This is a genomic window from Streptomyces sp. NPDC021019, assembly GCF_044333295.1.
Classification (GTDB): domain Bacteria; phylum Actinomycetota; class Actinomycetes; order Streptomycetales; family Streptomycetaceae; genus Streptomyces.
Genome location: NZ_JBIRQR010000007.1, coordinates 85,064 through 110,309 on the forward strand (window position 1 = coordinate 85,064; position 25,246 = coordinate 110,309).

Here is a 25,246-nt window from a genome sequence, read left to right on the forward strand (position 1 = left end):
CGCTGTTGTCGTACGCGGGCGGATTCGCTACAGACCGGCGGCGGCGCGCAGGGCGTCCACGCGGTCGGTGCGCTCCCAGGTGAAGTCGGGGAGCTCGCGGCCGAAGTGGCCGTAGGCGGCGGTCTGGGCGTAGATCGGGCGGAGCAGGTCGAGGTCCCGGATGATCGCGGCCGGGCGGAGGTCGAAGACCTCACCGATCGCGTTCTCGATCTTCTCGGTGTCGACCGCGGCGGTGCCGAAGGTCTCGACGAAGAGTCCGACGGGCTCGGCCTTGCCGATCGCGTAGGCGACCTGGACCTCGCAGCGCGCTGCGAGACCGGCGGCCACCACGTTCTTGGCGACCCAGCGCATCGCGTACGCGGCGGAGCGGTCGACCTTGGACGGGTCCTTGCCCGAGAAGGCGCCGCCGCCGTGCCGGGCCATGCCGCCGTAGGTGTCGATGATGATCTTGCGGCCGGTCAGGCCGGCGTCGCCCATCGGGCCGCCGATCTCGAAGCGGCCGGTCGGGTTCACCAGCAGGCGGTAGCCCTCGGTGTCCAGCTTGATGCCGTCCTCGACGAGCTGTGCGAGCACGTGCTCGACGACGAACTCGCGGATGTCGGGGGCGAGCAGCGAGTCCAGGTCGATGTCGGAGGCGTGCTGCGAGGAGACGACCACCGTGTCCAGGCGTACCGCCTTGTCACCGTCGTACTCGATGGTGACCTGGGTCTTGCCGTCGGGGCGCAGGTAGGGGATGGTCCCGTTCTTGCGCACCTCGGACAGCCGCCGGGAGAGGCGGTGCGCCACGTGGATCGGGAGCGGCATCAGCTCCGGGGTCTCGTCGCAGGCGTAGCCGAACATCAGGCCCTGGTCGCCCGCGCCCTGCTGGTCGAGCTCGTCGACCTCTCCCCCCGCGGCGGCACCCCCGACCCGATTCTCGTACGCGGTGTCGACGCCCTGCGCGATGTCCGGCGACTGCGCGCCGATCGATACCGAGACGCCACAGGAAGCACCGTCGAAGCCCTTTTTGGAGGAGTCGTAACCGATCTCCAGAACCTTGTTGCGCACGAGGTTGGGGATGTCGGCGTAGGCCTTGGTGGTGACCTCGCCCGCGACATGCACCAGACCAGTGGTGATCAAGGTCTCGACGGCGACGCGCGAGGAGGGGTCCTCGCGCAGGAGCGCGTCGAGAATCGTGTCGCTGATCTGGTCAGCGATCTTGTCGGGGTGACCCTCGGTGACGGATTCCGAGGTGAAGAGACGGCGGGACACATCGCTCCCTGGGGTTGCAGCGGCTGCTGGCTGATCATGGGTGGCACGACCGAGAGCTGCGCTCGGCACGTACCGTCGGCCAGTTTATCGGTCGCATCGGGCCGCCGGGGCAGCTGTCTCGCCCTTTGGGAGGTTCGTGACGTGCGCCACACAGGGAACCAGTAGGGCAATCCACCCTTTTCGACCTGCGTTTCATGCCTTATGAGGCGTTTTCGCCCGCTCGGAGGGTTGATTGTGAAATCGGCCGGAACCTGCCCGAAACCAGATCCCAGACCGTGTCGGCGAGCGCTTCCTTGGGGCCGTACGGCACCGGTGTCTCCTGGCCGTCGGCGGCGAGGACGACCGCTTCGCTCTCTTCCGCGCCGAAGGTCTTGCGCTCCCCCACCTCGTTGACCACGAGGAGGTCGCAGCCCTTGCGGCGGAGCTTCGCCCGACCGTTGACCAGCACGTCGTCGGTCTCGGCGGCGAATCCGACGACGATCTGGTCCGGGCGGGCCCGCTCGCCGGAGACCTCGGCGAGGATGTCGGGGTTACGGACCAGCGTGACGGCGGGCGCCTCCTCGCCGTCCTTCTTCTTGATCTTGCCGGAGGCGTACGCGGCAGGGCGGAAGTCGGCCACCGCGGCCGCCATCACGATGACGTCGGCGTCGGGTGCGGCCTTCAGCACGGCCTCGCGCAGCTGGACGGCCGTGCCGACGCGGAGGACATCGGCCCCGGCCGGGTCGGGCAGCCCGGTGTTGGCCTCGATCAGCGTGACCCGCGCCCCGCGGGCCACCGCGGTGCGCGCCAGCGCGTACCCCTGCTTGCCGGAGGAGCGGTTGCCAAGGAAGCGCACCGGGTCGAGCGGCTCGCGCGTGCCGCCGGCGCTGATCACCACGTGGCGCCCCGCGAGGTCGGGCTCGGTGACCCCGCGCACCAGCACCCGGCGGCAGACCTCGAAGATCTCGCCGGGGTCGGGGAGCCGGCCCTTGCCGGTGTCGACGCCGGTGAGCCGCCCGACGGCGGGCTCGATGACGACGGCTCCCCGGCGGCGCAGGGTGGCCACGTTCTCCTGGGTGGCCGGGTGCTCCCACATCTCGGTGTGCATCGCGGGGGCGAAGACCACCGGACAGCGGGCGGTCAGGAGCGTGTTGGTGAGCAGGTCGTCGGCGAGCCCGTGGGCGGCCTTGGCCAGCATGTCCGCGGTGGCCGGGGCGACCACCACGAGGTCGGCGCCCTGCCCGATCCGCACGTGCGGGACCTCGTGGACGTCTTCCCAGACCTCGTCGGACACCGGGTGCCCGGAGAGCGCGGACCAGGTGGCGGCTCCTACGAAGTGCAGCGACGCGGCGGTCGGGACGACCCGTACGTCGTGGCCGGACTCGGTCAACCGGCGCAGCAGCTCGCACGCCTTGTAGGCGGCGATGCCCCCGCTGACCCCCAGGACGACCTTCGGCTTGTCCACTGCGTCTCCCCGCACTCGGCAACGTAAGGCAACGTACGCGTCCCATACGTACGCGTCCCATGCTGCCTCACCGCACAGAACGCGTTCACCCGGCCCCGGACACACCTCAGGCCCGGCGGACGGGCCGCCGGGCCTGGAGTGAAGGTGCCGTGGTGCTCCTGCGTTACTGCGCGGGGCCCTCGATGGCCTCGGAGGTCAGCAGGCCGGCGTTGATCTCGCGCAGTGCGATCGAGAGCGGCTTCTCGTGCACGTGGGTGTCGACGAGCGGACCGACGTACTCGAGGAGGCCTTCACCGAGCTGCGAGTAGTACGCGTTGATCTGGCGGGCGCGCTTGGCCGCGTAGATCACCAGGCTGTACTTCGAGTCGGTGGCTTCGAGGAGCTCATCAATCGGCGGGTTGATGATGCCCTCGGGCGTGGTGATGGAAGAGGACACTCTCTGCCTTCCGAAGGGGATGTAGATCAAAGATCAGAGCAGTCTGAGCGACTGTGGAGATCTAGGCCTGAAGCATCAACGTTAGCAGCTCACGCGCCACGTCCTCGACGGAGGTGTTGACGAGCGTCGTATCGAACTCGGCCTCGGCGGCCAGTTCGATCTTCGCTGCGGCGAGCCGGCGCTCGATGACCTCGGGGGCCTCGGTGCCCCGGCCGGTGAGCCGGCGCACCAGCTCCTCCCAGCTCGGCGGGGCCAGGAAGACCAGGCGTGCGTCGGACATCGACTGGCGGACCAGCCGGGCGCCCTGGAGGTCGATCTCCAGCAGGACCGGTTCGCCGGCCTCCAGGCGGTCGAGCACGGCGCGCCGGGGCGTGCCGTAGCGGTTGCCCGCGAACTCGGCCCACTCCAGCAGTTCGCCGTTGGCGACGAGCTTGTCGAACTCCTCGTCGTCCACGAAGAAGTAGTGCACACCGTTGCGCTCCCCGGGGCGCGGCTTCCGTGTCGTCGCCGACACGGAGAGCCAGACCTCGGGGTGCACGGTGCGCATATGAGCGACGACCGTGCTCTTGCCGACCCCTGAGGGGCCGGAGAGCACGGTCAGCCGCGGACGTACGTCCGGGGGCACGGGGGACGTCCCCCGGGATGTTGCAGCCATGGGGCGATTATCCCCGTTCTCAGGAGTGCCTGAGAACGTCAGGCGGGGCTGCCGCCGAACTCACGCTCCAAGGACGCGATCTGATTGGAGCCAAGACCCCTGACCCGGCGGCTCTCGGAGATGCCGAGACGCTCCATGATCTGCTTGGCGCGGACCTTGCCGACGCCCGGCAGGGATTCGAGCAGTGCGGAGACCTTCATCTTCCCGATGACGTCGTTCTCCTGGCCCTGCTTGATGACCTCGTGGAGGGAAGCACCGGAGTGCTTGAGTCGATTCTTGACCTCGGCCCGCTCCCGGCGAGCCGCGGCGGCCTTTTCGAGCGCGGCTGCGCGCTGTTCAGGGGTAAGGGGCGGAAGAGCCACGCCTACGTCACCTCGGATGTCGATCTGTCGGATACGGACCGGCGGGGAAGCTGGACGCCACCCACCAGGTGAGCGGAGAACACACTGTGTTCTGCCGCTCCCGACGGAGACTAGCGGCAAGGGCCGCTGTAGTCAGCGAGAACAGACGAAAAGTCCTGGTCAGCTGTGGCCGACCAGGATTTTCGCGACATATCGACCAGGTTTCTCGTCAGTATTTCGTCAACACGCTGTAAACGTGTCAGGGTCAGCTGCCGGATACGGCCCCGCGGACCTCGTCCGAATACCGTTCGGCGGCCTCGCGCAGCCCGGACACGTCCGGGCCGTGGCGCAGCACGCCCCGGCTCACGCTGGGGACCACGTTGCCCACCGCGTCGCCGAACACCGCCGGAAGATCCGCCGGGGTCGCGCCCTGGGCCCCGATGCCGGGCGCGAGGAGCGGCCCGTTGATCGCCAGGTTGACCCCGGCGTCGCCGAGCGTCGCGCCGACCACCGCGCCGACCGAGCCGAGCGGGACGGCCCCGGCGTTCTCGGCGGCCATGTGGTCGAGCATCAGCTGGGCGAGCGAGCGGCCGTCGGCCGCCGTGGCCCGCTGGACCTCGGCGCCCTCCGGGTTGGAGGTGAGGGCGAGGACGAAGACGCCCGCGCCGGAGACGGCGGCCGCGTCGAGCGCCGGGCGCAGCGAGCCGAAGCCCAGGTACGGGGAGACGGTGACCGCGTCGGAGAAGAGCGGGGAGTCCTTGTCCAGGTAGGTCGCCGCGTAGGCGCCCATGGTGGAGCCGATGTCGCCGCGCTTGGCGTCCATCAGGACGAGCGCCCCGGCGGCGCGTGCCTCCTCGACGGCCTTCTCCAGGACGGCGACGCCGCGCGAGCCGAAGCGCTCGAAGAACGCGGACTGCGGTTTGAGGACGGCGACCCGGTCGGCCAGCGCCTCCACCACGGTCCGGGTGAAGCGCTCCAGGCCGGCGATGTCGTCGTTCAGGCCCCAGGAGGTGAGCAGGGAGGCGTGCGGGTCGATGCCGACGCAGAGCGGCCCGCGGGTGTCCATGGCACGGCGCAGGCGGGCGCCGAAGGGTTCGGGCGTCACAGGGCGGCCTTCTTCCGGGTCTCGGCGCCGACGGCCTCGGCGAGGGTGGCGTACGGAGAGGTGGCGAGCCGGGCGGCGAGGCCCTTGTGGATCGCGCGGGCGTAGAAGGGTCCTTCGTAGATGAAGGCGCTGTAGCCCTGGACGAGGGTGGCTCCGGCGAGGATGCGCTGCCAGGCGTCCTCGGCGTTCTCCACGCCCCCGACGCCCACCAGGGTGATCCGGTCCCCCACACGGGCGTACAGGCGGCTCAGGACCTCCAGCGAGCGCTCCTTGAGGGGTGCGCCGGACAGTCCACCGGTCTCCTCCACCAGACCGGGGGCCGACTTCAGGCCCAGGCCCTCGCGCGCGATGGTGGTGTTGGTGGCGATGATGCCGTCCAGGCCCAGCTCCACGGCGAGGTCGGCGACGGCGTCGACGTCCTCGTCCGCGAGGTCCGGGGCGATCTTGACCAGCAGCGGGACGCGCCGGGTGGTGACGGTGCGGTCGGCTGCCTCGCGCACGGCGGTGAGCAGCGGGCGCAGCGACTCGGTGGCCTGGAGGTTGCGCAGCCCGGGGGTGTTGGGCGAGGAGACGTTGACGACCAGGTAGTCGGCGTGGCCGGCCAGCGCCTCGGTGGACTTCACGTAGTCGGCGGCGGCCTCGGCCTCCGGGACGGCCTTGGTCTTGCCGATGTTGACGCCGACCGTGGTGCGGAAGACCGGGTTGCGGGCGGCCAGGCGGGCGGCGACGGCGGCGGAGCCCTCGTTGTTGAAGCCCATGCGGTTGATCAGCGCGCGGTCCGCGACCAGCCGGAAGAGGCGCTTCTTGGGGTTGCCCGGCTGCGGTTCGCCGGTGACGGTGCCGATCTCGATGTGGTCGAAGCCGAGCATCGCCATGCCGTCGATCGCGACGGCGTTCTTGTCGAAGCCGGCGGCGAGCCCGAAGGGGCCGTGCATCCGCAGGCCGAGGGCCTCGGTGCGCAGTTCCTTGTAGCGCGGGGCGAGGGCGGCGGCGACGAAGGTGCGCAGGACGGGGATCCGGGCGGCGAGGCGGATCCAGCGGAAGGCGGCGTAGTGGGCCTGCTCGGGATCCATCCGCTTGAGGACCAGCCGGAAGAAGAGCTCGTACATGAAGAGGTGTCCTTGGTGCTCGGTGTGCTCGACAGGGCTCGCGAAGAGGGGGACACCGTTCTCGGTGTCCCCCTCTCCGGGCGGCTAGTCGCGCGCCGCGATCAAGTGTTCCGCGTGTTCCTGGAGGGAACGGACCCCGACGTCGCCGTGGTTGAGGGCGTCGATGCCCTGGACGGCGGCGGCGAGCGCCTGGACCGTGGTCAGGCACGGTACGGAGCGGGCGACGGCCGCGGTGCGGATCTCGTAGCCGTCGAGCCGGCCGCCGGTGCCGTACGGCGTGTTGACGATGAGGTCGACCTCGCCGTCGTGGATGAGCTGGACGATGGTCTTCTCGCCGTTCGGACCGGCGCCCTCGGACTGCTTGCGCACGACGGTGGCGTTGATGCCGTTGCGCTTGAGGACCTCGGCCGTGCCGGAGGTGGCCATCAGCTCGAAGCCGTGGGCGACCAGTTCGCGGGCCGGGAAGATCATCGAGCGCTTGTCGCGGTTGGCGACCGAGATGAACGCGCGGCCCTTGGTGGGCAGCGGGCCGTAGGCGCCGGCCTGCGACTTGGCGTACGCCGTGCCGAAGACCGAGTCGATGCCCATGACCTCGCCGGTGGAGCGCATCTCCGGGCCGAGGACCGTGTCGACGCCCCGGCCGTGGATGTCGCGGAAGCGCGACCACGGCATCACGGCCTCCTTGACGGAGATCGGCGCGTCCAGCGGCAGGGTGCCGCCGTCGCCGGTCTTCGGCAGCAGGCCCTCCGCGCGCAGCTCGGCGATGGTCGCGCCCAGCGAGATGCGGGCGGCGGCCTTGGCGAGCGGGACGGCGGTCGCCTTCGAGGTGAAGGGGACCGTGCGGGAGGCGCGCGGGTTGGCCTCCAGGACGTAGAGGATGTCGCCGGAGAGCGCGAACTGGATGTTGATCAGTCCGAGGACGCCGACGCCCTTGGCGATGCCCTCGGTGGAGGCGCGCAGCCGCTTGATGTCGAAGCCGCCGAGTGTGATCGGGGGCAGGGCGCAGGCCGAGTCGCCGGAGTGGATGCCGGCTTCCTCGATGTGTTCCATGACGCCGCCGAGGTAGAGCTCGGTGCCGTCGTAGAGGGCGTCCACGTCGATCTCGATGGCGTCGTCGAGGAAGCGGTCGACGAGGACCGGCCGGGTGGGGCTGATCTCGGTGGACTCGGAGATGTACGAGGCGAGGCGCGTCTCGTCGTACACGATCTCCATGCCGCGCCCGCCGAGCACGTAGCTCGGTCGGACCAGGACCGGGTAGCCGATCTCGTCGGCGATGGCCTTGGCCTCGCCGAAGGTGGTGGCGGTGCCGTGCTTGGGCGCGGGCAGTCCGGCCTCGGCCAGGACCCGGCCGAAGGCGCCGCGGTCCTCGGCGGCGTGGATGGCCTCCGGGGAGGTGCCGACGACGGGCACGCCGTTGTCCTTGAGGGCCTGCGCGAGGCCGAGCGGGGTCTGGCCGCCGAGCTGCACGATGACACCGGCGATCGGGCCCGCCAGCGATTCGGCGTGCACGATCTCCAGGACGTCCTCCAGGGTGAGCGGCTCGAAGTAGAGCCGGTCGGAGGTGTCGTAGTCGGTGGAGACGGTCTCCGGGTTGCAGTTGACCATGACGGTCTCGTAGCCCGCGTCGCTCAGGGCGAAGGAGGCGTGCACACAGGAGTAGTCGAACTCGATGCCCTGGCCGATGCGGTTGGGGCCCGAGCCGAGGATGATCACGGCCGGCTTGGTGCGGCTCGCGACCTCGCTCTCCTCGTCGTAGGAGGAGTAGAAGTACGGCGTGTTCGCGGCGAACTCGGCGGCGCAGGTGTCGACCGTCTTGTAGACCGGGCGGATGCCGAGCGCGTGCCGGACCTCACGGACGACGTCCTCGCGCAGCCCGCGGATCTCGCCGATCTGGGCGTCGGAGAAGCCGTGCCGCTTGGCCTCGGCGATCAGGTCGGCGTCCAGGCGCTCCGCGGAGGCCAGCTCGTCGGCGATCTCCTTGATCAGGAAGAGCTGGTCGACGAACCAGGGGTCGATCTTCGTGGAGTCGAAGACCTCCTCCTGGGTGGCTCCGGCCCGGATCGCCTGCATGACGGTGTTGATGCGGCCGTCGGTGGGGCGGACCGCCTCCGCGAGCAGCTCGGCCTTGTCGCCGACCGGGCCGGTGAAGGCGAACTGCGAGCCCTTCTTCTCCAGGGAGCGCAGGGCCTTCTGGAGGGCCTCGGTGAAGTTCCGGCCGATCGCCATGGCCTCGCCCACCGACTTCATGGTGGTGGTGAGGGTGGAGTCGGCGGAGGGGAACTTCTCGAAGGCGAAGCGCGGGGCCTTGACGACGACGTAGTCGAGGGTCGGCTCGAAGGAGGCCGGCGTCTTCTCGGTGATGTCGTTGGGGATCTCGTCCAGGGTGTAGCCGACGGCCAGCTTGGCGGCGATCTTGGCGATCGGGAAGCCGGTGGCCTTGGAGGCGAGCGCCGAGGAGCGGGAGACGCGCGGGTTCATCTCGATGACGATGACCCGGCCGTCGGCGGGGTCGATGGCGAACTGGATGTTGCAGCCGCCGGTGTCGACGCCGACCTCACGGATGATCGCGATGCCGACGTCGCGCAGCCGCTGGTACTCGCGGTCCGTGAGCGTCATCGCGGGCGCGACGGTGATGGAGTCGCCGGTGTGGACGCCCATCGGGTCGAAGTTCTCGATGGAGCAGACGACCACGACGTTGTCGTGCTTGTCGCGCATCAGCTCCAGCTCGTACTCCTTCCAGCCGAGGATGGACTCCTCCAGGAGCACCTCGGTGGTCGGGGAGAGCGTGAGGCCCTGTCCGGCGATGCGGCGCAGTTCCTCCTCGTCGTGGGCGAAGCCGGAGCCGGCGCCGCCCATGGTGAAGGAGGGGCGGACGACGACGGGGTAGCCGCCGAGGGTGTCGACGCCGGCGATGACGTCGTCCATGGTGTGGCAGATGACGGAACGGGCGGACTCGCCGTACCCGATCTTCTCCTTGACGGCCGCGACGACGCCCTTGAAGAGGTCGCGGTCCTCGCCCTTGTTGATCGCCTCGACGTTGGCGCCGATGAGCTCGACGCCGTACTTCTCCAGGACGCCGTTCTCGTGCATGGAGATCGCGGTGTTCAGCGCGGTCTGGCCGCCGAGGGTGGGCAGGAGCGCGTCGGGGCGCTCCTTGGCGATGATCTTCTCGACGAACTCGGGGGTGATCGGCTCGACGTAGGTGGCGTCGGCGATCTCCGGGTCGGTCATGATCGTCGCCGGGTTGGAGTTCACCAGGATGACGCGCAGGCCCTCGGCCTTGAGGACGCGGCAGGCCTGGGTGCCGGAGTAGTCGAACTCGGCGGCCTGGCCGATGACGATCGGACCGGAGCCGATGACCAGGACGGACTGGATATCGGAGCGCTTAGGCACGCTGGCCCTCCATCAGGGTGGTGAAACGGTCGAAGAGGTACGCGGCGTCGTGCGGGCCCGCGGCCGCCTCGGGGTGGTACTGGACGCTGAAGGCGGGCCGGTCCAGGAGCTGGAGGCCCTCGACCACCTGGTCGTTCAGGCAGACGTGGGAGACCTCGGCGCGGCCGAACTCCGTGTCGGAGACCTGGTCCAGCGGGGCGTCGACGGCGAACCCGTGGTTGTGCGCGGTGACCTCGACCTTGCCGGTGGTGCGGTCCTGCACCGGCTGGTTGATGCCGCGGTGGCCGTACTTCAGCTTGTAGGTGCCGAAGCCGAGCGCGCGGCCGAGGATCTGGTTGCCGAAGCAGATGCCGAAGAGGGGCGTGGACCGCTCCAGGACGCCCTTCATGAGGGCGACCGGGTGGTCGGCGGTGGACGGGTCGCCGGGGCCGTTGGAGAAGAAGACGCCGTCGGGGCTGACGGCGTACACCTCCTCCAGCGTGGCGGTGGCGGGCAGCACGTGCACCTCGATGCCGCGTTCGGCCATCCGGTGGGGGGTCATGCCCTTGATGCCGAGGTCGATCGCGGCGACGGTGAACTTCTTCGTGCCGATCGCGGGGACGACGTAGGCCTCCTTGGTGGCGACCTCGGCGGAGAGGTCGGCGCCCACCATCTCGGGGGCCTGCTGGACCCGGGCCAGCAGCGCGGCCTCGTCGGCCAGCGCCTCGCCGGAGAAGATCCCGACGCGCATCGCGCCGCGCTCGCGCAGGTGGCGGGTGAGGGCGCGGGTGTCGACGCCGCTGATGCCGACGACGCCCTGCGCCGCCAGTTCCTCGTCCAGCGAGCGCTGGGAGCGCCAGTTGGAGGGCTTGCGGGCGGGGTCGCGGACGACGTAGCCGGAGACCCAGATGCGAGCGGACTCGGGGTCCTCGTCGTTCACGCCGGTGTTGCCGACGTGCGGGGCCGTCATGACGACGACCTGGCGGTGGTACGAGGGGTCGGTCAGCGTTTCCTGGTAGCCGGTCATGCCGGTGGAGAACACCGCTTCGCCGAAGGTCTCCCCCACGGCCCCGTAGGCACGGCCGCGGAAGGCGCGGCCGTCCTCCAGGACGAGTACGGCGGGGGCCTGGGCCCCCCGGGTGGAGATCGTCATCGTGCGGTGCCTTCCGTAGTGGTGCTGGTGAGTTCCGTGGCGGCAGGTGCGCCGGTGAGCCGGTTGACGGCGTCGACCCAGGCCTGGTGCTCGGCGGCGTGGTCGGAGCGGAAGCCGGAGTCGATCAGCGTCTCGCCGTGCGCCCAGGTGATGATCAGCAGGCCGCCCTCGGGGAGGACCTTGCCCGCGAGCGCCTTGTCGAGGCGGGCCTCGCGCAGGGCGTCGGCCGGGATGAAGAAGTCGGTCGCCCCGGGGCGTACGACGTCCAGGCCGCGGGCGGTGAGCGTGAGCTCGGTGCGGCTGCGGGTGCCGAGGCCGTGCGCGACGATCCGGTCGAGCCACTGCCCTGCGGTGGTGGAGGCGTGGTAGCGCCCCCGAAGCGTCAGCAGCGTCTCGTCGTCGGCGAGGTCCTCGGGGGTGGCCGGGAGCTCGGGCAGGCCGGACTGGAGGCTGGCGCGCCACTTCCAGCCCTGGCGCATCAGCCAGTAGACGAGGGCGATGAAGACGAACAGGCCGACCACCCAGGCGATGCGGGCGGCCCAGTCCGTCACTTCCGCCGACTTCTGCTCGGCGGCCAGGTGGTACAGGGGGGTCAGAGTTGTCACGCGAGCTTCCCGTCGACGACCGTGGCACGGCCCCGCAGGAAGGTATGGGTGACGCGGCCCGGCAGCTCACGGCCCTCGTAGGGGGTGTTTCGGCTGCGGGACGCGAAGCCCGCGGGGTCCACGGCTCCACGGTATGCCGGATCGACCAGAGTGAGGTTGGCGGGCTCACCCGCCGAGACGGGGCGGCCGTGTCCTTCGAGCCGGCCGATGGCCGCGGGGCGGAAGGACATGCGGTCCGCGACGCCCGCCCAGTCCATGAGCCCGGTGTCCACCATCGTCTGCTGGACGACCGAGAGCGCGGTCTCCAGGCCCACCATGCCCATGGCGGCCGCGGCCCACTCGCAGTCCTTGTCCTCGTGCGGGTGCGGGGCGTGGTCGGTGGCGACGCAGTCGATCGTGCCGTCGGCGAGCGCCTCGCGCAGGGCCAGGACGTCGGCCTCGGTGCGCAGCGGCGGGTTCACCTTGTAGACCGGGTTGTAGGTGCGGACCAGCTCGTCGGTGAGGAGGAGGTGGTGCGGGGTCACTTCGGCGGTGACGTTCCAGCCCTTGGACTTGGCCCAGCGGACGATCTCCACGGAGCCGGCCGTGGAGAGGTGGCAGATGTGGACGCGGGAGCCGACGTGGGCGGCGAGGAGGACGTCGCGGGCGATGATCGACTCCTCGGCGACGGCGGGCCAGCCGCCGAGCCCGAGTTCGGCGGAGACGACGCCCTCGTTCATCTGGGCGCCCTCGGTGAGGCGGGGCTCCTGGGCGTGCTGGGCGACGACGCCGTCGAAGGCCTTCACGTACTCCAGGGCGCGGCGCATGATCACCGCGTCGTCGACGCACTTGCCGTCGTCGGAGAAGACCTTCACCCCGGCGGCGGAGTCGTGCATCGCGCCGAGCTCGGCGAGCTGCTTGCCCTCCAGGCCGACGGTGACGGCGCCCACGGGCTGCACGTCGCAGTAGCCGGACTCCTTGCCGAGGCGCCAGACCTGCTCGACGACGCCGGCGGTGTCGGCGACGGGGAAGGTGTTGGCCATGGCGTGCACGGCGGTGAAGCCGCCGACGGCCGCGGCCTTGGTGCCGGTGAGAACGGTCTCGGAGTCCTCGCGGCCGGGCTCGCGCAGATGGGTGTGCAGGTCGACCAGGCCGGGCAGCAGGATCTGCCCCTCGGCCTCGATCACGGTGGCGCCGGCGGCGTCGAGGCCGGTGCCCACCTCGGTGACTGTCTCGCCGTCGATCAGCACGTCCCTGGGCTCGCCGCCGAGGATCCGCGCACCGCGGACAATGATCTTGCTCATGGTTACTTGTTCTCCTCGGTACGGGCGGGGGCGGCGGACAGTGCGGTGTCGGAGCCGCCGAGCAGCAGGTAGAGCACGGCCATGCGGATGGAGACGCCGTTGGCGACCTGCTCGACGACCGTGCAGCGGTCGGAGTCGGCGACCTCGGCGGTGATCTCCATGCCGCGGACCATCGGGCCGGGGTGCATGACGATGGCGTGCCCGGGCATCTTCGCCATGCGCTCGCCGTCCAGGCCGTAGCGGCGCGAGTACTCGCGCTCGGTCGGGAAGTACGCGGCGTTCATCCGTTCACGCTGCACACGCAGCATCATCACCGCATCGGACTTCGCCAGCACGTCGTCGAGGCTGTAGCTGACGTCGCAGGGCCACTTCTCGACGCCCACGGGGACCAGGGTGGGCGGGGCCACCAGCGTGACGTGCGCGCCGAGCGTGGTGAGCAGGTGGACGTTGGAGCGGGCGACGCGGCTGTGCAGGATGTCGCCGACGATCGTGATGCGGCGGCCGTCCAGGTCGCGTCCCAGCCCGGTGTCGGCGCCGACGAGCCGGCGGCGCATCGTGAAGGCGTCCAGCAGGGCCTGGGTGGGGTGTTCGTGGGTGCCGTCCCCGGCGTTGACCACGGCGCCGTCGATCCAGCCGGAGGTGGCGAGCCGGTAGGGGGCCCCGGAGGCGCCGTGCCGGATGACGACGGCGTCGGCGCCCATCGCCTCCAGGGTCAGCGCGGTGTCCTTCAGGGACTCGCCCTTGGAGACGGACGAGCCCTTGGCGGAGAAGTTGATGACGTCGGCGGACAGCCGTTTGGCGGCCGCCTCGAAGGAGATGCGGGTGCGGGTCGAGTCCTCGAAGAAGAGGTTGACGACGGTACGGCCGCGCAGGGTGGGGAGCTTCTTGATCGGCCGGTCCGCGACCCGGGCCATCTCCTCGGCGGTGTCGAGGATCAGGACGGCGTCGTCGCGGGTGAGGTCGGCGGCCGAGATGAGGTGACGCTTCATCTGGGGGTTCTCCGGGTTGCTGGAGGGAGTTTCAGGCATGCGGGCACACGGGAGCGGCCGTACGTCCCCGAAAGGCCGTACGGGAGGGCTCAGGGCTACTGCGTGTCCGCGGGGGTGGCCTGCTTGACGCCCAGCAGCACGGCGTCGCGGCCGTCCTCCTCGGCGAGCTGGACCTTGACCGTCTCCCGCAGCGACGTGGGGAGGTTCTTGCCGACGTAGTCCGCGCGGATCGGGAGCTCCCGGTGGCCGCGGTCGACGAGGACCGCGAGCTGCACCGCGCGGGGGCGGCCGATGTCGCCGAGCGCGTCGAGGGCGGCGCGGATCGTGCGGCCGGAGAAGAGCACGTCGTCGACCAGGACGACCAGGCTGCCCTCGATCCCCTCACCGGGGATGTCGGTACGGGCCAGGGTGCGTGCCGGGCGCATCCGCAGGTCGTCGCGGTACATGGTGATGTCGAGAGACCCGACCGGCGTCTTCCGGCCGGTGATCTCCTGGAGTTTCTCGGCCAGCCGACGGGCGAGGAAGACGCCCCGGGTCGGGATGCCGAGCAGGACCACGTCGTCGGCGCCCTTGGCGCGTTCGACGATCTCGTGGGCGATACGGGTCAGAACACGGGCGATGTCGGGGGCCTCGAGAACGGGGCGTGCCGCGTTGCCGGTGTCGTCGTGCTGTGCGTCCATAAGAAACGGACCTCCTTCTCCGCCTCACGGGACGGATCGTTAAAGGACGTCGAAATTGCGTCATCCACGCTACCAGGGCTTGCGCCCGGCCCTGGCCCCGCCCCCGGGAGGCACCGGTCCGGACCATTCGGCTTGACGCATCCAAGTAACGCTGCGTAACCTCACAGTGAGTTACCAGCCACGCGGCGGAGCCGCACACTGTTCCAGCGTCCGGGGAGCCATATGTCCAGCGAATACGCAAAACAGCTCGGGGCCAAACTCCGTGCCATCCGCACCCAGCAGGGCCTTTCCCTCCACGGCGTGGAGGAGAAGTCACAGGGTCGCTGGAAGGCCGTCGTGGTCGGTTCGTACGAGCGCGGCGACCGTGCCGTGACCGTACAGCGCCTCGCCGAGCTGGCGGATTTCTACGGGGTCCCCGTGCAGGAGCTGCTGCCCGGTACGACGCCGGGCGGGGCCGCGGAGCCGCCGCCGAAGCTCGTCCTGGACCTGGAGCGCCTCGCTCACGTGCCGCCGGAGAAGGCCGGTCCGCTGCAGCGTTACGCGGCGACCATCCAGAGCCAGCGCGGTGACTACAACGGCAAGGTGCTCTCGATCCGCCAGGACGACCTGCGCACGCTCGCCGTCATCTACGACCAGTCGCCTTCCGTGCTCACGGAGCAGCTCATCAGCTGGGGCGTGCTGGACGCGGACGCGCGCCGCGCGGTCTCCCACGACGAGGGCTGAGCGGGCGGGGCAGGGCCCCACAGCAGAAACGTACCGCCGGGTGGGCGGGGACCTTAGTGCCCCGCCCTCCCGGCGTTTCCGTGTCCGCGTCCCCGGTCGGCACGGCGGGCCCGCGCCGGCTCCCGGGTACGACGGAAGGGGCCCGCGGTCGGCTGACCGCGGGCCCCTTCGTGGCGTGTGCGACCGAACCGTCGCGGCCGGGGCTACTGCTCCCGGCGGAGGTTCGGTTTCAGGTCCTTGAAACGGGCCAGCAGGCCGTTCACGAAGGATGGGGAGTCATCGGTGGAGAACTCCTTGGCGAGCTGGACGGCCTCGTCGATCACCACGGCGTCCGGAGTCTCGTCCATCCAGATCAGCTCGTACGCGCCGAGCCGCAGGATGCTCCGGTCGACGACCGGCATGCGGTCGATCTCCCAGTCCACGGCGTAGGTGACGATGAGGTCGTCGATCCGGTCCGCGTACTGCGCGTACCCCTCGACGAGCTCCATCGTGAATTCACCGACCGGCGGCTGACGGTCGTCGGTCCGCGAGAGCCGAACCCAGTCCGCGAGGACGCTCTGCACGGACTCACCGCGCTGGTCGGCCTCGAAGAGGATCTGGAAGGCGCGCTTGCGGGCCTTGTTCCGGGCAGCCACGGTTAGCTGTTCACCCGGCCGAGGTAGTCGCCCGAGCGGGTGTCGACCTTGATCTTCTCGCCGGTGCTGATGAAGAGCGGCACGCCGATCTCGTAACCGGTCTCCAGGGTGGCGGGCTTGGTGCCGCCGGTGGAGCGGTCGCCCTGGACGCCCGGGTCGGTGTGCTGGATCGTCAGCTCGACCGCAGCGGGCAGCTCGACGTAGAGCACCTCGCCCTCGTGCTGGGCGACGGAGGCGGTGAAGCCCTCGATCAGGAAGTTGGCGGCGTCGCCGACTGCCTTGCGGTCGACCATCAGCTGGTCGTAGGTGTCCATGTCCATGAAGACGAAGTACTCGCCGTCCATGTACGAGAACTGCATGTCTCGGCGGTCAATGGTGGCCGTCTCGACCTTCACGCCGGCGTTGAACGTCTTGTCGACGACCTTGCCGGAGAGCACGTTCTTGAGCTTGGTGCGCACGAAGGCGGGGCCCTTGCCGGGCTTGACGTGCTGGAACTCGACGACGGACCAGAGCTGGCCTCCGTCGAGCTTGAGCACCAGGCCGTTCTTGAGGTCGTTCGTGGAAGCCACGGTTGCGGAATCTCCTGGACTGAAGCTGGTGGAACGACCGAGGATGCGCGCTAGAGCGCGAGCAGCTCCTTGGTCGTCATGGTGAGTAGCTCGGGTCCGCCGTCCGCCTCGGGGCGCACGACGAGCGTGTCATCGATCCGGACACCGCCCCGGCCCGGGAGGTGGACCCCCGGTTCGACGGTGACCGGCACACAAGCGTCCAGTTTACCCATGGCTGTCGGTGCAAGTTGCGGGTCCTCCTCGATTTCCAGGCCCACACCGTGCCCGGTCCTCGGCTGAAGCCCCTCTCCGTGCCCCGCCGACTCCAGCGGATGTCGGGCCGCACGGTCCACGTCCCGATAGGCCGCCCCCGGCGCCAGGGCTTCCCGGCCGGCCCGCTGAGCGGCGAAAACGAGGTCGTAGAGCTCGATCTGCCACGCGGCGGGGGCGGTGCCGATGACGAAGGTCCGGCCGATCTCGCAGCGGTAGCCGTGGTAGCTCGCGCCGAGGCGGACGGAGAGGAAATCCCCCTCCTCCACCCTGCGGTCCGAGGGCCGGTGGCGGCCCTGGCCGGAGTTGGGGCCGGTGGCCACGGAGGTGGCGAAGGCGGGACCGTCCGCCCCGTGGTCGACCAGGCGGCGCTCCAGTTCGAGGGCGAGGTGCCGTTCGGTGCGGCCGACCAGGATCGATTCGAGGAGTTCGCCGAGGGCCTGGTCGGTGATCTCGGCGGCGATCCGGAGGCAGCCGATCTCCTCCTCGTCCTTGACGATCCGCTGCTGCTCCACGGTGAAGCCCAGATCGGCCAGCCGGAGCCGTGGGGCGGCCTTCCCCATGGCACGGTGCCGGGCCACGGTCAGATCGTGCTCCTCGACGGCGAGCGAATCGGCGCCCGCCGAGGCGGCGAGGCCCGCCGCGGCGACCACCGGGTCCCCGTCCGGGGCGGGCAGGAGGTCGATCCGGAGCGCCTCGTCGGGCCGCCCGTGGGCGGGTTCAGCGGTCGGGGCGCGGGGACAGAGCAGAACGTCCTCGCCGGGGCCGAGCAGCAGCACGGCGCCGGGCGGCGCTCCGCCCGCGAGATAGCGGACGTTGGCGGGGCGGGAGACCAGGGCGGCCGCGGAGCCCGCGGCGGCGCACCGGTCGCGGAGCAGCCCGCGTCGGACGGCGTGCACCTCTGACATGGTTCGAGCGTACGAGCGAGGACGGCTCCCCGCCCGGTCAGCGCACCCGACCGGGGTTCCGGGCCCCGGGGCGCCACGCGGTCGCCCGCCGTCGGGGCCCCCGACGGCTACCAGGCGGGCGGGCTCGCGATGGAGCGGGCCAGTACGTCGTCCAGGACCCGGGCGGTGGTCTCGACGTCGTACGTGGAGTTGTCGATGATCGGGAGGCCGGAGCCGTACCAGCCGGCCATCCGGCCGTGGATACGGGCGACCTCCTCGTCGGAGAGCCTGCGGTTGCCGCTGCGGGCGGCGTTGCGCTCCAGGACGATCTCCAGGCCGGGCAGCAGGACCACGGGCAGCAGGCCGGGGCCCACGTGGCGCTTCCAGCCGCCGAGGCCGACGACCGGGCGGTCGGGGAAGACGGCGTCGTCGAGGATGCAGGAGATGCCGTTGGCGAGGAAGTTGCGGGCGGCGAAGCCGCAGGTGCGGCGGGCCAGCCGGTACTGGGCCTCGGAATGGTCGTTCCAGCCGGCCTGCGGGTCGGCGAAGCCGGAGCGGACCCATTCGCGGACGTCGTCGAGGGAGACGTGGGCGGTGGGCACGCGGCGGCGGGCCGCCCAGAGCTTGGCGACCGTGGTCTTGCCCGCCCCGGCGGGACCGATGAGCAGGACGGCGAGCGTCGCACCGCCGGTGCCGGCCCCGGCGGGCGGTGCGGGCAGCGGAACGGGGCCGCCCGGGGGCAGTTGGACGTGCCCGGTGACCTGCCCGGCGGGCGGCGGCGTGGGTCCGGTGCCGCTCCAGCCCGGCTGCGGGGCCTGGCCGGGGGCGGCGGGCTGCTGGGGCCGGCCCTGGGCCGGGGGCGGAGCCTGGGGCGCCTGGCCGGGAGGGGGCGGAGGCGGGGCCTGGCCGGGCGGCGGGGATATCGGGGGCGGGCCGGGGTGGCCGGCGTGCTGGGCCTGGTACGGCCGGCCGACGTTCCCGATACCGGGGCCGTGGGGCGGCGGCAGCGGGGCCCCCACTGCGTGCTGCATCCGGTGCCACTCCGTCTCGTAACTGCAACTGACGCTGATGGGACGGCCACCGTACCTTCCCGGGCCGTCTCGGGGTGAACGGCCCGGGAGGGCGCGAAGTGCCCGTCGGCCGTGCGGAGGGCGGACGGGCATCCGCGAGGTGTCAGTCCGTCAGTTCGTCGGCCAGGGCGCGCAGGGCGAGCCGGTAGGAGCCGATGCCGAACCCGGCCACCGTGCCCGTGGCCACCGCGGCGACCACGGACGTGTGGCGGAACTCCTCGCGGGTGTACGGGTTGGAGATGTGCACCTCGATCAGCGGGGCGGTGCGCTGGGCGGCCGCGTCCCGCATGCCGTACGAGTAGTGCGTGAAGGCCCCCGGGTTGAGAACGACCGGAATCGATCCGTCCGCCGCCTCGTGGAGCCAGCGGATCAGCCGGCCCTCGTCGTTGGTCTCCCGCACCTCGACGTCGAAGCCGAGCTCCTTGCCGAGGGTCGTGCAGGCGTCGACGAGTCCGGCGTAGGAGGTGGCCCCGTAGACGTCGGGCTCACGCGAGCCGAGCCGTCCGAGGTTGGGGCCGTTCAGGACGAAGACCCTTCGCCTCACGCGGAGACCTCCCCGTAGGCGGCGAGCAGCACGGCCGGGTCGGGACCCTCCAGGACGGTGGGCCTGCCGATGCCGTCCAGGACGATGAAGCGCAGCAGGTCGCCGCGCGACTTCTTGTCGACCTTCATGTTCTCCAGCAGCTTGGGCCACTGGTCGCCGCGGTAGGCGAGCGGCAGTCCCACCGATGCGAGGACGCTGCGGTGCCGGTCGGCGGTGGCGTCGTCGAGGCGTCCGGCGAGCCGGCCCAGCTCGGCGGCGAAGACCATGCCGATGGAGACGGCCGCGCCGTGGCGCCACTTGTAGCGCTCGTTCTTCTCGATGGCGTGGGCCAGGGTGTGGCCGTAGTTGAGGATCTCGCGGAGTCCGGACTCCTTGAGGTCGCTGGAGACGACCTCGGCCTTGACCCGGATGGACCGCTCGATGAGTTCGGCGGTGTGCGGCCCGGCCGGGGTGCGCGCGCCCTCGGGGTCGGCCTCGACCAGGTCCAGGATGACCGGGTCGGCGATGAACCCGGCCTTGATGATCTCGGCCATGCCGGAGACGTAGTCGTTGACCGGCAGCGAGTCCAGCGCGGCGAGGTCGCAGAGGACCCCGGCGGGCGGGTGGAAGGCGCCCACCAGGTTCTTGCCCTCGGCGGTGTTGATGCCGGTCTTGCCGCCGACGGCCGCGTCGACCATGCCGAGCACGGTGGTCGGGATCGCGATCCAGCGCACCCCGCGCAGCCAGGTGGCCGCGACGAACCCGGCGACGTCCGTGGTGGCGCCGCCCCCGATGCCGACGATGACGTCGGTGCGGGTGAAGCCGGTCTGACCGAGCGCCTTCCAGCAGTAGGCGGCGACCTCGGCGGTCTTGGCCTCCTCCGCGTTGGGCAGCTGGACGGCGATGGCCTCGTACCCCTGGTCGGCGAGGTCCTGACGGACCGCCTCACCGGTCTCGGCGAGGGCCTCCGGGTGCAGTACGGCGACGCGTCGCGCGCGGTCGCCGATCAGCTGGGGCAGCTCGCCCAGGAGCTGGTGGCCGACGAGGACCTCGTACGGGTCGGAGCCCGCGGAGCCTGCGACCTGGATGCGGGTGGGGCCCTGCTGCGTCATACCGGTGTTCTCCACGCCGGGGGCGGCTTGGCCCTCCGGCAGTTCCAGTGCGTCGATGATCGCCTGGGCGACCTCTTCGGGGGTGTGCTCGTCGGTGGCGACGACGGTGCGGGCGACCTCTTCGTAGAGGTGACGACGGGCGTCCATCAGATCGCGCCATTGCCGGCGCGGGTTGACCGCGAGCAGGGGGCGGGCGGCGCCCAGGCCGACGCGGCGGACGGCCTCGTCCACGTCCATGGAGAGGTAGACGACCGGACGGCCGGCCAGCAGCTCCCTGGTCGCCGCGTCCAGGACGGCCCCGCCGCCGAGGGAGAGGACGCCCGTGTGCCCGGCGACGGCCGCCGCGACGGCCCGGCGCTCCAGGGCGCGGAAGTGCTCCTCGCCCTCGTCGTAGAAGATCTCGGCGATCGGCTTGCCGGCCGCGGCGACGACGTCCGCGTCGGTGTCCCGGTAGGTGGTGCCGAGGCGGGCGGCGAGCAGTTCGCCGACGGTGGACTTGCCGACGCCCATCGGGCCGACGAGGACGACCAGGGGGCCGCTCATCGGATCTGGAGGTGGTCGAGGTACGACTGGACGTTGCGGTGGGTCTCGGGGACGCTGTCGCCGCCGAACTTCTCCGCGACCGCGTCGGCCAGGACGAGGGCCACCATGGCCTCCGCGACGATGCCCGCGGCCGGGACGGCGCAGACGTCGGAGCGCTGGTGGTGGGCCTTGGTGGCCTCGCCGGTGACGACGTCCACGGTGGCCAGGGCGCGCGGCACGGTCGCGATCGGCTTCATCGCGGCGCGGACCCGCAGCAGCTCACCGGTGGTGAGACCGCCCTCGGTACCGCCGGAACGGCCCGAGGTGCGCCTGATGCCGTCCTCGGTGGAGACGATCTCGTCGTGCGCCTTGGAGCCGGGGACCCGGGCCAGGTCGAAGCCGTCCCCGACCTCGACGCCCTTGATGGCCTGGATGCCCATGAGCGCGGCGGCGAGCCGGGCGTCCAGGCGTCGGTCCCAGTGCACGTGCGAGCCGAGCCCGACGGGCACGCCGTACGCCAGCACCTCGACGACCCCGCCGAGGGTGTCGCCGTCCTTGTGGGCCTGGTCGATCTCGGCCACCATCGCCTTCGACGCGTCGGCGTCCAGGCAGCGGACCGGGTCGGCGTCCAGCTTCTCCACGTCGGCGGGGACGGGAAGGACGCCGTACGGGGCCTTCGCGGCGGCCAGCTCGACGACATGACTGACGATCTCGATGCCCGCGGTCTCCTTGAGGTAGGACCGGGCGACGGCCCCGAGGGCGACGCGCGCGGCGGTCTCCCGGGCGCTGGCACGCTCCAGGACCGGCCGGGCCTCGTCGAAGCCGTACTTCTGCATCCCCGCGAGGTCGGCGTGGCCGGGCCGGGGGCGGGTCAGCGGAGCGTTACGGGCGAGCTTCGCCAGCTCCTCGGGGTCGACCGGGTCGGCCGACATGACCTGCTCCCACTTGGGCCACTCGGTGTTGCCGACCATGACGGCGACCGGGGAGCCCATGGTGAGGCCGTGGCGTACGCCGCCGAGGAAGGTGACCTCGTCCTTCTCGAACTTCATGCGCGCGCCGCGGCCGTAACCGAGCCGTCGCCGGGCCAGCGCCTCCGCCACCATCTCCGTGGTGATCGGGACACCGGCGGGAAGGCCCTCCAGCGTCGCCACCAGTGCGGGGCCATGCGACTCCCCCGCGGTCAGCCAGCGCAACCTGCTCAACGGTGCTCCTCATGCTCGCGCCTGAAATCCAACGGCGCCACCGGGTGCGCGGCCCTGGCCCGCCGCCCCCGATCCTCCCATGACCGGGGCACGATTCCGCCGCCGGTCCAGCAGACGGACGGGCGGCGCCGTCCGGCGGACCCGTCAGCGGGCCGCGAGCGCGGCTTCCCCGGCCTGCCGCATGGCGGCCAACGGCGCCGGGATCCGGCCGGTCATCTGCTCGACCTGGAGCAGCGCCTGGTGAACGAGGAGGTCGAGTCCGCCGACGACGGCCCCGCCGTGCGCAGACCAGGCGGCGGCGAGCGCGGTGGGCCACGGCTCGTACAGCACGTCGAAAAGGATGCCCGGGGCCGTCGGCACGGATCCGGCCAGGGAGTCGGAGGCACCGGCCGGGGTGGTGGCGATGACGAGCGGCGCGGTCAGTGCCGCCGCCGCGTCCGCCCAGTCGGCGATCACGACGTCGACGCCGAGCCGCTCCCCCCAGGCCCGCATCTCGGCCGCGCGCTCGGGGCCGCGCACATACGCCGTCACGGGTCCGGCGCAGACCGCGGCGAGCGCGGCGAGCGCGGAGGAGGCGGTGGCTCCGGCGCCGAGGACGGCGGCGGAGTCGACCCTGTCGATCCCGCGCTCCCGCAGGGCGGCGATCATGCCGGGGATGTCGGTGTTGTCACCGACCCGCCGCCCGTCCTCGGTGAACACGACCGTGTTGACGGCCTCCACGGAGGCGGCCGTCGCGCTGATCTCGTCGAGCAGCGGGATGATCGCCCGCTTGAGCGGCATGGTCAGCGACAGCCCGGCCCAGGAGGCGTCCAGTCCCGCGACGAAGCCCGGCAAGGCGGCCTCGTCGACCTCGAACCGGTCGTAGGACCAGCGGTCGAGGCCGAGTTCGGCGTACGCGGCGCGGTGCAGGACCGGGGAGAGGGAGTGGGCGATGGGCGAGCCGAGGACGGCCGCCCGGCGCTTCTCCGTCGAGGGCATCGCATCAGTCGAGGGCATCGAACTTCTTCTTCAGCCTGAGGTGCTCGTCGTAGGTCTTGGCGAACTCGGTCTTGTGCTGACCGTCGGTCGCGACGAAGTACAGCCAGCCGTCCGTGGTGGGGTTCAGGGCGGCGCCGAGGGCGTCGGCCCCGGGGTTGCTGATGGGCCCCGGAGTGAGGCCCGGCTGCCTGTACGTGTTGTACGGGTCCTTGTTCTCCCGGGTCTCCGCCTCGCTGATCTTGATGTTGCTCTGGTTCTTGAGGTAGTTCAGCGCCGAGTCGAACTGGAGCAGCTGGTTCGTCTCCGTGTTGGACGGCTTGAGGCGGTTGTAGACGACCTCGGACATCTTGCGGAAGTCGTCATGCGTCTTGCCCTCCACCTGGACCAGACTCGCCACCGTGATCACCTGCCACGGCCCGTCGAGATCGTACTTCCTGGCGGCGGCTTCGAGGTCGTGCTTGCCGTACTCCTTGTTGGCCCGCGCGACCATCCGCTTCAACGCGTCCTCGGGCTTCGACCCCTTGGCGACCGGATAGGCGGCCGGGTACAGGAAGCCCTCCAGCGGGTCCTTCACCTCCGGGTCGTCGACCACCCAGTCGGGCAGCCCCAGGGACTCCGCCTTGGTCTTGGCGATCTTCGCCGTGGTGCCCTTCTCCAGCTCCAGCCGCTCGTCGATCTTCTTGTAGACCTCGGAGTTGCGGGTGCCCTCGGGGATCACGAAGGCGTTCTGGCTCTTGGGGTCGAGCATCAACTCGATCGCGCTGGCGGCGGACATCTCCTTCTTCATGAGGTAGACGCCGGCCTGGAGCAACTTGCCCTTGGGGTTGTCGTTCTGCGCCGCGACGAAGGCGTCGGAGGACTTGATGACGCCCTTCTTGCGCAGGATGTTGGCGATGTCGTAGCCGAGCGACCCTTCGGGGATCTCGACCTCGACCTGGCCGGTACCCGCCCCCGCGTAGTCGGCCGGGGCGCCGAACTGCTTCTTCCAGAAGGTGTAGCCGACGTAACTGACCCCGCCGAGGCCGCCGATCAGGACGACGGAGACCACCAGACAGGCCACGCCGCTGCGGCTCTTCTTCTTGCCCTTGCCGCCCCGGCGGTCGCTGCCGCCGCGGTCGCGGCGCGAGCCGCGCGAACCGTCGTCGTCCGGGTCATCGTCGTCGTCGCGCGGCTCGCGGCCGGCCGGTTCGTCCGCACCGGTGAAGAAGGGGTGCGTCTCCTCCTGCGGCTCGTCCGGGTCCCACTCCGTCGGCTGTTGCTGCTGCTGCTCGGCTGTGGCGTCGCGGCGGCCCGGAGGCTGCGGCGGAGGGTAGGCCTCAGGGGTGCCGTAGTAGTCCTGCGATGCGTCGTAGCCACCGGACTGCTGGGCGTACGGGTCCTGGGGCTCGGCCCCGTACGGCATGGCCGTCTGCTGCCCGGTGTCCCAGCCGCCGTTGTACTGCGGCTGGGCGCCCGACTGCTGGGCGTACGGCTCCTGCCGAGGCGTGCCGTACTGCTGCTGGTTCTGTTGGTCGTACTGCTGCTGGTTCTGCTGGTCGTACTGCTGCTGTTGCTGGTTCTGCTGCTCGTACTGCTGCTGCGGGTACTGCTGGTGGTTCTGGGCGTACGGGTCCTGCGGATAGGACTGCTGCTGGGCGTACGGGTCCTGCGGAAAGGACTGCTGCTGGTCGCCGTACTGGCCCTGGCCGTGGGCGGCCTGCTGGCCTCCCCATCCCTGGTCCCCGTACGAGGGGTCCTCGGGATGCCACGGTTCGGAGCCGGGGCCCCGGCCATACTCAGTCATCGATCCCCTAGAGCCGCGAGACGACGTTCCGTCTCTTCGCTGTGCGGTGTTTGTTCGAACACCGCCGCATCGCGCGGAACGTTACCGTATCGCGATCAGACAACCACTTCGACGCCCTCGCCCGGGGGGTTGCCTGACGCCCGTTCGGACTCCAGAGCGTTCTGAAGGATCACCACAGCGGCAGCCTGGTCGATGACAGACCGGCCCTTCTTGGACTTCACGCCCGAGGCGCGCATCCCCTGAGCGGCCGTCACTGTGGTCATCCTCTCGTCCACCAGTCTCACCGGAACGGGTGCGATCGAGCGGGCGAACACCTGGGCGAAATCCCGGACCTTGACGGCCGCCGGGCCCTCGCCGCCGCCGAGGGAGCGCGGCAGGCCGAGGATGACCTCGATCGGCTCGTACTCCTCGACGAGTTGGCGGAGCCGCCGGTGGGCGGCCGGGACGTCGCGTCCCGGCACGGTCTCCACCGGCGTGGCCAGGATCCCGTCGGGGTCGCACGAGGCGACCCCGATCCGGGCGTCCCCGACGTCGACGGCGAGCCGTCGGCCCCGGCGCATCGGCGTCATC

At 71.0% G+C, this 25,246-nt stretch carries 24 protein-coding genes; 1 reads left to right on the forward strand and 23 read right to left on the reverse strand.

Annotation, left to right across the window (positions count from 1 at the left end):
• Positions 1-27: 27 nt before the first annotated feature.
• The 13 genes from metK to pyrR all read right to left on the reverse strand — a co-directional run bounded on the left by metK (position 28) and on the right by pyrR (position 14,423).
• Positions 28-1,251, reverse strand: a complete 1,224-nt coding sequence (gene metK, locus ACH4RG_RS29510; RefSeq protein ID WP_397923025.1) for a methionine adenosyltransferase — start codon at positions 1,249-1,251, stop codon at positions 28-30.
• Between the two features lie 199 nt (positions 1,252-1,450).
• The gene (gene coaBC, locus ACH4RG_RS29515) at positions 1,451-2,695 is read right to left on the reverse strand and encodes a bifunctional phosphopantothenoylcysteine decarboxylase/phosphopantothenate--cysteine ligase CoaBC (protein ID WP_397923023.1); all 1,245 of its coding nucleotides are present in this window, start codon (positions 2,693-2,695) and stop codon (positions 1,451-1,453) included.
• Positions 2,696-2,858: 163 nt separating this feature from the next.
• A complete protein-coding gene (rpoZ, locus tag ACH4RG_RS29520) occupies positions 2,859-3,131 on the reverse strand; it encodes a DNA-directed RNA polymerase subunit omega (RefSeq protein WP_003970369.1) in 273 nt (90 codons plus the stop codon).
• 61 nt (positions 3,132-3,192) lie between these two features.
• The gene (gmk, locus tag ACH4RG_RS29525) at positions 3,193-3,786 is read right to left on the reverse strand and encodes a guanylate kinase (protein WP_026290991.1); all 594 of its coding nucleotides are present in this window, start codon (positions 3,784-3,786) and stop codon (positions 3,193-3,195) included.
• Positions 3,787-3,824: 38 nt separating this feature from the next.
• Entirely contained in the window at positions 3,825-4,148 is a 324-nt protein-coding gene (locus tag ACH4RG_RS29530; protein ID WP_003970367.1) for an integration host factor, read from the reverse strand.
• A 244-nt stretch (positions 4,149-4,392) separates the two neighbouring features.
• Positions 4,393-5,232, reverse strand: coding sequence for an orotidine-5'-phosphate decarboxylase (gene pyrF / locus ACH4RG_RS29535; RefSeq protein ID WP_398162554.1), 840 nt, complete (start codon positions 5,230-5,232; stop codon positions 4,393-4,395).
• Positions 5,229-6,341, reverse strand: coding sequence for a quinone-dependent dihydroorotate dehydrogenase (locus tag ACH4RG_RS29540; RefSeq protein ID WP_397923019.1), 1,113 nt, complete (start codon positions 6,339-6,341; stop codon positions 5,229-5,231). Before ACH4RG_RS29540 ends, pyrF begins: the two co-directional genes overlap by 4 nt.
• Positions 6,342-6,425: 84 nt before the next feature.
• Positions 6,426-9,734 (reverse strand): carbamoyl-phosphate synthase large subunit, encoded by a 3,309-nt coding sequence (gene carB, locus ACH4RG_RS29545; protein ID WP_397923017.1) that lies wholly within the window; start codon positions 9,732-9,734, stop codon positions 6,426-6,428.
• A complete protein-coding gene (carA, locus tag ACH4RG_RS29550) occupies positions 9,727-10,866 on the reverse strand; it encodes a glutamine-hydrolyzing carbamoyl-phosphate synthase small subunit (RefSeq protein WP_397923015.1) in 1,140 nt (379 codons plus the stop codon). The genes carB and carA overlap by 8 nt, the downstream gene beginning before the upstream one ends.
• Positions 10,863-11,471 (reverse strand): hypothetical protein, encoded by a 609-nt coding sequence (locus ACH4RG_RS29555; RefSeq protein ID WP_398540504.1) that lies wholly within the window; start codon positions 11,469-11,471, stop codon positions 10,863-10,865. The genes carA and ACH4RG_RS29555 overlap by 4 nt, the downstream gene beginning before the upstream one ends.
• Complete coding sequence (locus tag ACH4RG_RS29560) at positions 11,468-12,754, reverse strand: dihydroorotase (protein ID WP_397923011.1); 1,287 nt, start codon at positions 12,752-12,754, stop codon at positions 11,468-11,470. The genes ACH4RG_RS29555 and ACH4RG_RS29560 overlap by 4 nt, the downstream gene beginning before the upstream one ends.
• A 2-nt stretch (positions 12,755-12,756) precedes the next feature.
• A complete protein-coding gene (locus tag ACH4RG_RS29565; protein WP_018960533.1) occupies positions 12,757-13,743 on the reverse strand; it encodes an aspartate carbamoyltransferase catalytic subunit in 987 nt (328 codons plus the stop codon).
• Positions 13,744-13,838: 95 nt separating this feature from the next.
• Entirely contained in the window at positions 13,839-14,423 is a 585-nt protein-coding gene (pyrR, locus tag ACH4RG_RS29570; RefSeq protein WP_397923009.1) for a bifunctional pyr operon transcriptional regulator/uracil phosphoribosyltransferase PyrR, read from the reverse strand.
• A 222-nt stretch (positions 14,424-14,645) separates the two neighbouring features.
• Here pyrR and bldD point away from each other — a divergent pair, with 222 nt between their 5' ends.
• On the forward strand, positions 14,646-15,146 hold the full coding sequence (gene bldD, locus ACH4RG_RS29575) for a transcriptional regulator BldD (protein ID WP_003970358.1): 501 nt from the start codon (positions 14,646-14,648) through the stop codon (positions 15,144-15,146).
• Positions 15,147-15,349: 203 nt separating this feature from the next.
• Here the strand turns inward: bldD and nusB are convergent, their stop codons facing one another.
• The 10 genes from nusB to ruvX form a co-directional block, all read right to left on the reverse strand.
• Positions 15,350-15,781, reverse strand: a complete 432-nt coding sequence (nusB, locus tag ACH4RG_RS29580) for a transcription antitermination factor NusB (RefSeq protein WP_007453233.1) — start codon at positions 15,779-15,781, stop codon at positions 15,350-15,352.
• A gap of 2 nt (positions 15,782-15,783) precedes the next feature.
• A complete protein-coding gene (gene efp, locus ACH4RG_RS29585) occupies positions 15,784-16,350 on the reverse strand; it encodes an elongation factor P (RefSeq protein WP_007453234.1) in 567 nt (188 codons plus the stop codon).
• A gap of 50 nt (positions 16,351-16,400) precedes the next feature.
• Positions 16,401-17,507, reverse strand: coding sequence for a M24 family metallopeptidase (locus ACH4RG_RS29590; RefSeq protein ID WP_398540505.1), 1,107 nt, complete (start codon positions 17,505-17,507; stop codon positions 16,401-16,403).
• A 107-nt stretch (positions 17,508-17,614) separates the two neighbouring features.
• Positions 17,615-18,517 carry a Pro-rich N-terminal domain-containing protein gene (locus ACH4RG_RS29595; RefSeq protein WP_397923005.1) on the reverse strand — a complete coding sequence of 301 codons (903 nt, stop codon included), beginning with the start codon at positions 18,515-18,517 and terminating at the stop codon, positions 17,615-17,617.
• A 142-nt stretch (positions 18,518-18,659) separates the two neighbouring features.
• Positions 18,660-19,100 (reverse strand): type II 3-dehydroquinate dehydratase, encoded by a 441-nt coding sequence (locus tag ACH4RG_RS29600; RefSeq protein WP_397923003.1) that lies wholly within the window; start codon positions 19,098-19,100, stop codon positions 18,660-18,662.
• Positions 19,097-20,734, reverse strand: a complete 1,638-nt coding sequence (gene aroB, locus ACH4RG_RS29605) for a 3-dehydroquinate synthase (RefSeq protein ID WP_397923001.1) — start codon at positions 20,732-20,734, stop codon at positions 19,097-19,099. The genes ACH4RG_RS29600 and aroB overlap by 4 nt, the downstream gene beginning before the upstream one ends.
• On the reverse strand, positions 20,731-21,915 hold the full coding sequence (gene aroC, locus ACH4RG_RS29610) for a chorismate synthase (RefSeq protein WP_397922999.1): 1,185 nt from the start codon (positions 21,913-21,915) through the stop codon (positions 20,731-20,733). Before aroC ends, aroB begins: the two co-directional genes overlap by 4 nt.
• A 144-nt stretch (positions 21,916-22,059) precedes the next feature.
• On the reverse strand, positions 22,060-22,911 hold the full coding sequence (locus tag ACH4RG_RS29615; RefSeq protein ID WP_397922997.1) for a shikimate dehydrogenase: 852 nt from the start codon (positions 22,909-22,911) through the stop codon (positions 22,060-22,062).
• Positions 22,898-24,676: an endolytic transglycosylase MltG gene (gene mltG, locus ACH4RG_RS29620; RefSeq protein WP_397922995.1), complete on the reverse strand. Its 1,779-nt coding sequence runs from the start codon at positions 24,674-24,676 to the stop codon at positions 22,898-22,900. The genes ACH4RG_RS29615 and mltG overlap by 14 nt, the downstream gene beginning before the upstream one ends.
• Before the next feature lie 95 nt (positions 24,677-24,771).
• A complete protein-coding gene (ruvX, locus tag ACH4RG_RS29625; RefSeq protein ID WP_397923165.1) occupies positions 24,772-25,245 on the reverse strand; it encodes a Holliday junction resolvase RuvX in 474 nt (157 codons plus the stop codon).
• Between the last annotated feature and the right edge of the window lies 1 nt (position 25,246).

Coding starts and splice junctions, on each gene's coding strand:
- gmk (WP_026290991.1), bottom strand. CDS start 3,786: ATGGCTGCAACATCCCGGGGGACGTCCCCCGTGCCCCCGGACGTACGT.
- ACH4RG_RS29540 (WP_397923019.1), bottom strand. CDS start 6,341: ATGTACGAGCTCTTCTTCCGGCTGGTCCTCAAGCGGATGGATCCCGAG.
- carA (WP_397923015.1), bottom strand. CDS start 10,866: ATGACGATCTCCACCCGGGGGGCCCAGGCCCCCGCCGTACTCGTCCTG.
- ACH4RG_RS29560 (WP_397923011.1), bottom strand. CDS start 12,754: ATGAGCAAGATCATTGTCCGCGGTGCGCGGATCCTCGGCGGCGAGCCC.
- ACH4RG_RS29565 (WP_018960533.1), bottom strand. CDS start 13,743: ATGAAGCGTCACCTCATCTCGGCCGCCGACCTCACCCGCGACGACGCC.
- pyrR (WP_397923009.1), bottom strand. CDS start 14,423: ATGGACGCACAGCACGACGACACCGGCAACGCGGCACGCCCCGTTCTC.
- bldD (WP_003970358.1), top strand. CDS start 14,646: ATGTCCAGCGAATACGCAAAACAGCTCGGGGCCAAACTCCGTGCCATC.
- ACH4RG_RS29590 (WP_398540505.1), bottom strand. CDS start 17,507: ATGTCAGAGGTGCACGCCGTCCGACGCGGGCTGCTCCGCGACCGGTGC.
- ACH4RG_RS29595 (WP_397923005.1), bottom strand. CDS start 18,517: ATGCAGCACGCAGTGGGGGCCCCGCTGCCGCCGCCCCACGGCCCCGGT.
- aroB (WP_397923001.1), bottom strand. CDS start 20,734: ATGAGCGGCCCCCTGGTCGTCCTCGTCGGCCCGATGGGCGTCGGCAAG.
- ACH4RG_RS29615 (WP_397922997.1), bottom strand. CDS start 22,911: ATGCCCTCGACTGATGCGATGCCCTCGACGGAGAAGCGCCGGGCGGCC.
- mltG (WP_397922995.1), bottom strand. CDS start 24,676: ATGACTGAGTATGGCCGGGGCCCCGGCTCCGAACCGTGGCATCCCGAG.
- ruvX (WP_397923165.1), bottom strand. CDS start 25,245: ATGACGCCGATGCGCCGGGGCCGACGGCTCGCCGTCGACGTCGGGGAC.